General features: G+C 62.7%; 9 protein-coding genes. 6 read left to right on the plus strand and 3 right to left on the minus strand.

Annotation, left to right across the window (positions count from 1 at the left end; genetic code table 11):
* Nucleotides 1-649 precede the first annotated feature (649 nt).
* From B7R24_RS16635 to B7R24_RS16645, 3 genes are all read left to right on the plus strand, one after another.
* Complete coding sequence (locus tag B7R24_RS16635; protein ID WP_253259529.1) at nucleotides 650-913, plus strand: hypothetical protein; 264 nt, start codon at nucleotides 650-652, stop codon at nucleotides 911-913.
* Nucleotides 910-1,620 carry an RES domain-containing protein gene (locus B7R24_RS16640; protein ID WP_116420127.1) on the plus strand — a complete coding sequence of 237 codons (711 nt, stop codon included), beginning with the start codon at nucleotides 910-912 and terminating at the stop codon, nucleotides 1,618-1,620. The genes B7R24_RS16635 and B7R24_RS16640 overlap by 4 nt, the downstream gene beginning before the upstream one ends.
* A 316-nt stretch (nucleotides 1,621-1,936) precedes the next feature.
* On the plus strand, nucleotides 1,937-2,308 hold the full coding sequence (locus B7R24_RS16645; RefSeq protein WP_147304094.1) for a hypothetical protein: 372 nt from the start codon (nucleotides 1,937-1,939) through the stop codon (nucleotides 2,306-2,308).
* Between the two features lie 195 nt (nucleotides 2,309-2,503).
* On the opposite strand, the gene B7R24_RS16650 is transcribed toward B7R24_RS16645, so the two are convergent.
* From B7R24_RS16650 to B7R24_RS16660, 3 genes are all read right to left on the minus strand, one after another.
* The gene (locus tag B7R24_RS16650) at nucleotides 2,504-3,586 is read right to left on the minus strand and encodes a hypothetical protein (protein WP_147304095.1); all 1,083 of its coding nucleotides are present in this window, start codon (nucleotides 3,584-3,586) and stop codon (nucleotides 2,504-2,506) included.
* A 143-nt stretch (nucleotides 3,587-3,729) separates the two neighbouring features.
* Nucleotides 3,730-4,062 carry a helix-turn-helix domain-containing protein gene (locus tag B7R24_RS16655; protein ID WP_116420130.1) on the minus strand — a complete coding sequence of 111 codons (333 nt, stop codon included), beginning with the start codon at nucleotides 4,060-4,062 and terminating at the stop codon, nucleotides 3,730-3,732.
* Nucleotides 4,059-5,237 (minus strand): tyrosine-type recombinase/integrase, encoded by a 1,179-nt coding sequence (locus B7R24_RS16660; protein ID WP_253259530.1) that lies wholly within the window; start codon nucleotides 5,235-5,237, stop codon nucleotides 4,059-4,061. Before B7R24_RS16660 ends, B7R24_RS16655 begins: the two co-directional genes overlap by 4 nt.
* A 1-nt stretch (nucleotide 5,238) precedes the next feature.
* Between B7R24_RS16660 and istA the strand changes: the two genes are divergently transcribed.
* The 3 genes from istA to nrdH all read left to right on the plus strand — a co-directional run.
* Nucleotides 5,239-6,444 (plus strand): IS21 family transposase, encoded by a 1,206-nt coding sequence (istA, locus tag B7R24_RS16665; protein ID WP_437123539.1) that lies wholly within the window; start codon nucleotides 5,239-5,241, stop codon nucleotides 6,442-6,444.
* Entirely contained in the window at nucleotides 6,441-7,235 is a 795-nt protein-coding gene (gene istB / locus B7R24_RS16670; RefSeq protein ID WP_116420133.1) for an IS21-like element helper ATPase IstB, read from the plus strand. The genes istA and istB overlap by 4 nt, the downstream gene beginning before the upstream one ends.
* A 429-nt stretch (nucleotides 7,236-7,664) precedes the next feature.
* Nucleotides 7,665-7,908: glutaredoxin-like protein NrdH (gene nrdH / locus B7R24_RS16675; protein WP_116420134.1), on the plus strand; the 244-nt coding region annotated here is incomplete at its 3' end.

The raw sequence follows: 7,908 nt of genomic DNA on the forward strand, positions 1-7,908 counted from the left end.
CCCAATCCTGGCCCTGGGAAACGGCCTGGACGGCGATGTTCGCTCACGCGACTGGGCCGCCCCAGAGCTGACCCATCCGACCATCCAGCCACCCCGGCGCGAGCAGAAACCCTCAGCGGAACACCACAGGCAGCAAGGCCCGCGGCACCGCCGCGCCCATAACCAGCACGAAGCTCACCAAGCGCGCGACCCGCTCTCACCCAAGAACATCGGTGGATCGAGGCTTAGGTCCCGCAAGTTTGTCACGATGCCAGCAGCTCATAGGGACAGGTTGATCCTGCGAGGATGAACCGAACCTTCTAAGTCCCGACTTAGACCGGGGAGCGTCTGCTGATGGCACCGGCGCTCGGCCCGATCCTGCGCAGCGCCGGGATTTTTTCGGTAGAAACGCAGGCAATTCGTCACGCTAAGCGCGTGAACATCCAAAATCGGACCACGAAGCACCCACGAAGAGTGCAGAGTTGTATGCACTTCACGGTGCATTACTATTGAGTTACGCCTTTGGGTGCTGTCTAATGGGGTTATGTCCACTACGACGCAGCGCCCGGGGCTTCGAGCTCATGAGGATTCCGTGCGGTTCTCTCAACCCGAGTTGGTGTCTGCGCTTCGGGAGGTTCTGGGCTCCAAGCTGGTGGCGTATCTTGGCCGGGTGACTTCTACCCGGCAGGTGGCGGAGTGGGCGACGGGTGAGACGAAGTTGTCTACGGACAAGCTGGATCGTCTCCGCACCGCATACTTCATCGCTGCGCTTCTTCGGGAACGAGAGGGTGCTGCCACGGTGCAGTCCTGGTTCAAAGGAATGAACCCGCAGCTCGATGATGCAGCCCCTGCCCAACTGCTCCGGGAGGAGCCGCTTGATACTGCTGGGCCCGCCGTGGTCGCTGCTGCCCGGGCATTCGCGTTCATCGGATGACGCCCCCGCAACTCGAACGCACCACCCGCGCCGAAAAGGTTTGGCATGTCGGTTTCCGGCCCGACGTGTGGGCGTGGTCCGATTGGCGATACGCGACAGACAACGGACGTTTCGATGGCCGTTGGGATGACCAAGACGGTAACTTCCGGACGATCTATACCGCCGACAGTTTGTACGCCTGTCTCCTCGAGGTGCTGGCAAAGTATCGTCCAGCACGATCCGTGGAGGATCAGGTGATGGCGGTCGACGACAGAGACGGGCACGGCGCCCTGTTCCCCGACTATCCCGCTGGCGAGCTTGATCACAGCTGGCTTAATGATCGGCTTGCCGGACACGCGACACAGGACGGCGTTTATTGCTACATCACTCACTCGACCAGCGTCGCGGCTTTGCGACGCCGGTTCAATCCGGCTGACTACGGCATGCCCGTTGCTGATTTCGATGCAGCTCTCCTGAAAGACTCAGCTCCTCGCGCCCTGACCCGATCGATCGCATCATGGCTCTACGAACTTTCGGGCACCTCCGCCGTGGACGGGGTGGAGTTTCGGTCACGCCATGGAGATGACTTGCGAATGTGGGCAATCTTCGAGCGACCCAACGACCCTGACATCAGCCCCCGCCTCACCAACAAGACACAGGGTGCGCTAACCCCCGACACCCCGGAGCTCCGTGACGCGATGACCCTTCACGGACTTCGGTGGTCGTAACCTATGGCTCCGCTCCGAGCACTCACTTCGTCGTTCCTGGCTTTGAGTTAGGACTCGCCCTCCAGCCGAGCTCTAATATCCGAAGCGCTGCTTCGACGTTTTGCCGGGAAGCCTGCGGCGATTATGCGGTCGAGTGCCCTGCACGCAAGCGGCTCCGCCGCCGGCCTGTTCCGAGAATTTTTGCCACGCGGTCGCGGTGCTCCCTTATATCGCGGCGAACATTCTCTCCCTCGCCGCCCTTCGGGTTGCGTTCCGGTCTCTCTCCCTGATCGGCACGGAGTGCCTTCCTGGCAAAAAACGATCAGGGGAGAAGAAGATGACAAGCACCAACAACCCACCACCGACGGCCCCTTGGCCGTACCCGACAACACCGCTCACAGTTCTGGGGGGCGCGGAGGTTGAGGCGGACGGGGACAACCAGACGTGTGTGTGCGGTAACGACTCGTTCTCCTTCGACTGGATGGCCGCTGACAGGACTGGCCGGATCACGTTCGAAGGTGCGGGCTCATCGGATGGGGATGAGTGCACGGTGTGTCCGGTCTGCGGCCGGGTGTACCGAAACGCCGACCTGGTGGACGCTACCGGTGACCGGTTGGCGCCAGCTCTCGCCCAGTACGACACCACCGCACCCGCTTTCCTTGCCGCGCTCCGCCGTTACAACCGTGATGCGTACGAAGACCAGCAGTAGAAGATGACCACCGACTCTCACCACCGCACCGTCACGTTGTGGCTGGCGAACAGGCCACCCCACCAGTCACCCGGGACGCCGATGTCAGGGCGTTCCAATAACTTCGTTACACAGCCCGACCCGGTCTCCGTCACGATGGGATCAGATCATGATGACCGTCTGGTGCAGTGTTGGTATTCGTCTGCGTCGTGTTCGTTAGTGCTCGGTTCTGAGTTGCGGGTATGCGTTCCAGCTGCGTCCAGCGACGTCCGCCCATCTGATGGCGGCTGCTTTGCTGAGTCCGGTCATGTCGCAGAGCGGGCCGATGGGAATGTGGCCGGCGAGGTTTGTGAGTGATGCCCCGCGAAGTGGGATTGTGTAGATGCCGTGTTTGCGGAGATCGTCCGCGATGGTGTGCAGATGAATGTGTCTGTTCGGGTGGAATTTTGAGGGGAAGAGCCATCGGTCGGGAGCCTCGGCGGTCCAGGGCGGTCGGGTATTTCGGAGCTTTGTGACGAGCTGCGCGAGCGTGTGGGGGAGTGTGATCGGGTCGGCGCCGAGGAGGAGCTGTACCGCGCCGTCGTTCTCGTAGATATTGTCGGCGGTGAGCTGGACGATTCTCGTTAGCTGTTGGCCGAAGAGCCCGACGAGGAGCCCAGCGACGCGGGCGCGCAGCGAAATGCTGGTGTCGGTCTGGAGAGTGCTGATGGCGGCCCAATAGTCACTTTCAGCGAGGGCCACCCGTGGGTGTTGCATGGCCGTGTAGGCGAGTTCCGCGTGGGGGAGATGGTTGTGTTTCTGAGTCCACCTGATGAAGTCGACAAGGCGGTCTCTTTCCCGTGGATGCTCAAGGACGTAGTCCTCGATCAGGAATTGAACGTGGCCCGTCGCGGGTACGTCGTGCGGCAGGGTTTGGAGGAACCGTGCGGCGGTGCGTATCTGCTGGCGCGCGTAGCTGGTAGAGCCGGCGCGTAAGGGCCGGCGTGTGGCCTTGTTCTGCAGCGCCGGGCTGACATGCCAGCGGGCATACCTCTGCAGCATCTGGTGGTGCGGGCCGGGCTGTGCGATGAGGTAGTCGAGGGTCCAGATGTCGAACCGGCGGAGTGTCTCTTCTCGGGCGGGTAGAAGGCCGGTGGCGAGGAACAGTTGCCGGACATGGGTTGCTGTTTGTTTGCTGGGCCAGGCGTCGAGGCTCTCGTGGGTGAGGGGGGTTTCGTTGGTCACGTAGAGCCGGATCAGCGCCGCTGAGCTGCTGCGTTTGACCCAGTTGGCGAGGCTTGATTCGCGCCCGGAATTCACCAGCAGATCACGGAGCGGGATGAACGCCGGGTTGACGTGCCCATCGCTGGTGCTGATGAGCTGTTCGGCGCGGATCTTGAGGAGGCAGGAGTAGCAGCGGCGACCGTGAAGACCGATGACGGAGCCGCAGTCGCAGCAAGAGCTCATTGTGAAGGTCGACGGATGATCGCGGTGACGGGGCGGAGATTTCCGATCGGCTGGCTGGGTCCACTGTCGTTCACGGTTTCCTGATTTGCGGACGCAGTGCGATCGATGTGGATGAGGTCGTTGGGGGTGCAGGTGAAGATCTCGCAGAGCGCGCCGAGGACGTCGAGGTTTAGGCGGATTGGGGTCTGGGTGACCAGACGGAAAACTTGCTCGCGGGACAGAGCGACGCCTCGTTCGGCGAGGAGGGGTACGAGGTCGGTGGTCTTGAAGTGGTTCCTGGTGGCCATGAGTTGGCGGAGGTTCCAAGTCACCGTGTAGGGGCCGGTCATGAAGGTAATCCTTTCGGGGTGGGGCCGTAGACCCGGGCCAGTGCGGCGGCGAGGATCCGGTTTTTGTAGTCGTTACTCACGGACGTATAGATGGCTGTTGTAGAGGCGTAGGAATGACCGACTTGTTCCTGAACGAATCGTTCTGGGTAGCCATATTCGACGAGGTGCGTGACGTAGGAGTGGCGGAGGCTGTGCATCGTGAGGTTCTTATCGAGGCCGGCGCCGTCGCGGATCGCCGCGAACCGGTTGTCGAGGTGGCGGATAGAGACTCTGCCTTTGCGTTCAGTGACCCACAGTGCGTTGGTTTGGTGGGCGAGGAATTTTGGGCGGGCTTGTTCGACCCACTGTTTCAGACCCTCGATGGCCCAGCCGAACTCGGGTACGGCGAGGACGCTGCGCCGTCTCGGCGGGCCGCCTTTGAAGGATTTACCGAACCGGACGTGCAAGACCCCGTAGCCGGCCCATTGCGGGCTGTTCGGGTTGCTGCGCAGGTCCGCAAGATCCAGCATCGCGACCTCGGTTCGGCGGAGCCCGAACGCGTACGCCGTTTTGAAGAGCTGCGCATCCCGGAGCGCGCTGAGCGCCCCCTTCTTCCCGCTCGTGATGATCGTCTCGACAAGGCTGTCTGCGTGGCTGAAGAACGCTTCGAGCTCGTCATAGCTCAGCGGCCGTTTCACGGGCAGGGCTTCGAATTCACTGAGGTGAGTGCGGGTGTTCCACTCGTGACAGATCTGGATCGGATGGGTCCCGAATGCTTCCTCGCAGCGCCGCCCCCAGTCGTACCGAGGATCGATCAGGTACGCGCAAAACGTCTTGATCCTTTGGTGATAGCCGCGGAGCGTGGAATGAGCTCGCGGCGGTTGCATGGTGAGTAACGCGGAGGTGAAGTCTTCGACATCCCCGGGTTTCCAGTGCCAGGGGTAATCGCCCGTCCATCTGCCAAAGCGCCGCATGAAACCGACCGTGCTCGATACCGTCTCGGCCGCCAACCCGCGGCTGAACTGTTGCCGCTCCCAGCCGGTCAGCATTTCCTCGAACATGCTCCGCGCCGGGTCCAGCAATATGACAGGCGCGAAACGGCCCGGTGCAGTTCCCGACTGTCGACGACGTTCGAAAATGAGGCCATAGCGACGCTTGAATATGAGGCCACCCAGACAGATTGGATGGGTGATCACTTTGGAAGATTGGGCGTTGATCAGGAGGCTTGTCGCGGACGGCGTTCCGCAGCGGCAGGTCGCGAAGGATTTGGGTGTCGGGAGGTCGACGGTCGCGAGGGCGGTCGCGTCGACGAGTCCGCCGAAGTATGAGCGGTTAGAACAACCGACGACGTTCTCGCCGTTCGAGCGTCGGGTTCGGGACCTGTTGGCGGAGCACCCGCAAATGCCGGCGACGGTGATCGCGGAACGGGTCGGTTGGTCGGGTTCAATTACCTGGTTCCGGGACAACGTGCGCCGGATGCGGCCCGAGCAGCGCCCCGTCGATCCCGCGGACCGTCTGGTCTGGGAGCCCGGAGATGCGGCGCAGTGTGATTTGTGGTTCCCTCCGGCGAAGATCCCGCTCGAGGACGGGAGCGCGAAACTGTTGCCGGTGTTGGTGATCACACCCGCGCATTCGCGGTTCGTCCTGGGCCGGATGATCCCGACCCGCAAAACGGAGGACCTGCTGCTCGGATCATGGGAGCTGCTCCAGCAGCTCGGCCGGGTCCCGAGACGACTGATCTGGGACAACGAGCCCGGCATTGGCCGGGGTCCGCGTCGCGCGGCGGGAGTGGCCGAGTTCATGGGGATGCTGGCCACCCGGCTGGTGTTGCTGAAACCCCGCGACCCGGAATCCAAAGGGATCGTCGAGCGCCGCAACGGGTGGTTCGAGACCTCGTTCATGCCGGGCCGCACTTTCGCTTCCCCGGCGGACTTCAACACCCAGTTCGCTGACTGGCTGCAGCTGGCGAACTCCCGGGTCGTGAGGACGGTCAAAGCTCGCCCGGTGGATCGTCTCGATGCCGACCTGGCCGGCATGCTTCCTCTGCCGCCGGTCGCGCTTCAACTGGGCTGGCGGAACCGGGTCCGGCTCGGACGCGACTACTACGTCCGGGTGGACTCCAACGATTACTCCGTCGACCCGACCGCGATCGGCCGCCTCGTGGACGTCACCGCAGACCTGGAACGGGTTCGAGTGCGTCTCGGCGGCCGGGTGATCAGCGAACACGCCCGGGTTTGGGCCAGAGGATCAACAATCACCGACCCCGCCCATGTTGCGACGGCAAAAGTGCTCCGGGAACAGTTCCAACGGCCCCGGGCAATCGCCGACAATGACGACCTCACCCGAGACCTGGCCGACTATGACCGCGCGTTCGGGCTGACCGGGACGGAGGCCGCCTCATGACCACGGGCAAGACAACCTCCGATGCGGTGAAGGAGATCACCTATCTCGCAGCCGCGTTGAAAGCACCCCGCATCATCGAGGCCGCGACCCGGCTCGCGGACCAAGCCCGAGACGCCGGCTGGACCCATGAGGACTATTTGGCCGCAGTCCTGGAACGCGAAGTGTCCGCCCGGAACGCGTCCGGCGCTGAACTGCGGATCCGCGCTGCCGGCTTCGGGGCAAAGAAAACCATCGAGGACTTCGACTGGGACGTCCAACCCGCGATCCGGCAACAGATCGGCGCGCTGGCCTCGGGCGGGTTCCTGACCGAGGCCCGCAACGTTGTCCTCCTAGGCCCTCCCGGGACCGGGAAAACCCATCTTGCTACCGCGCTCGGCATCGTCGCCGCCCGGCACGGACACCGAGTGCTGTTCGCGACCGCAACCGACTGGGTCACCCGCCTCACCGACGCGCACCGGCAGGGCCGCCTCCCCGCAGAGCTGGTAAGGCTGAGGCGTTACGGGCTGATCATCGTCGACGAAGTCGGCTACCTCCCATTCGAACAAGACGCCGCCAACCTGTTCTTCCAGTTGGTGTCATCCCGCTACGAACACGCGTCGCTTATCCTGACCTCGAACCTGCCCTTCAGCAGTTGGGGTGGGGTCTTCGGCGACCAAGCCGTCGCCGCAGCGATGATCGACCGCATCGTTCACCACGCCGACGTCCTCACGTTGAAGGGCGCCAGCTACCGGCTCCGCGGACGAGGCATCGACAGCCTCCCCAGCATCAGAACCCAAGAACCGGCAGACTAGAACCAAAACCGGTGGCCCCATTTTCGCCCATCAGATTGGCCTCAGATTCGAGCGTCGCCGACACCGACGAGTCCATCACACCCCTGACGTTGCACTAAACGCATCATTGTGCCTATTGAGGCAACAGTCTTGCAGTTTTTGAGTGCTGCCGTGAGGATATTTTTTGAGGAAAACGGGCGAGGAGGAGCGATGATGCGTCAAACCCCGGTCACAGCGACGGAGAGTCCACTTCTGCGCACGCTCCTCGATCTCGCCGCCCTAGGGATCGAACAGCAGAGGTCGCATTGTCGATCGGAGACCCTGCGAGCCTCCTGTTTTCGAGGCACCCGTCACTGTCGCCGAAGGGTCCAGCCAGCTGCTACCTTGTCGACACCGACAATGGCCCCCTCAAAACTACGAATAGACAGAATTTGCTCAACCGGGCGAACGATGCAAGCAACCGAATATGGCCCGCTTGTCTACAGCAAACCGAATTGCGTGCAGTGCACCGCCACCTACCGTGCGCTTGATCGGAAGGGGATCGTGTACCAGGTCGTTGACCTCACTGAGAGTGCTGCCGCGATGGAATATGTGACGCAGGAACTCGGCTACAGCCAGGCGCCCGTTGTTGTGGTCGATGAGCACGACTACTGGGCGGGGTTCCGCCCCGACAAGATCGAAGCGCACGCAGCAT

The organism is Subtercola boreus (genome assembly GCF_003399645.1).
Taxonomy (GTDB): Bacteria; Actinomycetota; Actinomycetes; order Actinomycetales; family Microbacteriaceae; genus Subtercola; species Subtercola boreus_A.

Coding starts and splice junctions, on each gene's coding strand:
- B7R24_RS16640 (WP_116420127.1), top strand. CDS start 910: ATGACGCCCCCGCAACTCGAACGCACCACCCGCGCCGAAAAGGTTTGG.
- B7R24_RS16645 (WP_147304094.1), top strand. CDS start 1,937: ATGACAAGCACCAACAACCCACCACCGACGGCCCCTTGGCCGTACCCG.
- B7R24_RS16655 (WP_116420130.1), bottom strand. CDS start 4,062: ATGACCGGCCCCTACACGGTGACTTGGAACCTCCGCCAACTCATGGCC.
- istB (WP_116420133.1), top strand. CDS start 6,441: ATGACCACGGGCAAGACAACCTCCGATGCGGTGAAGGAGATCACCTAT.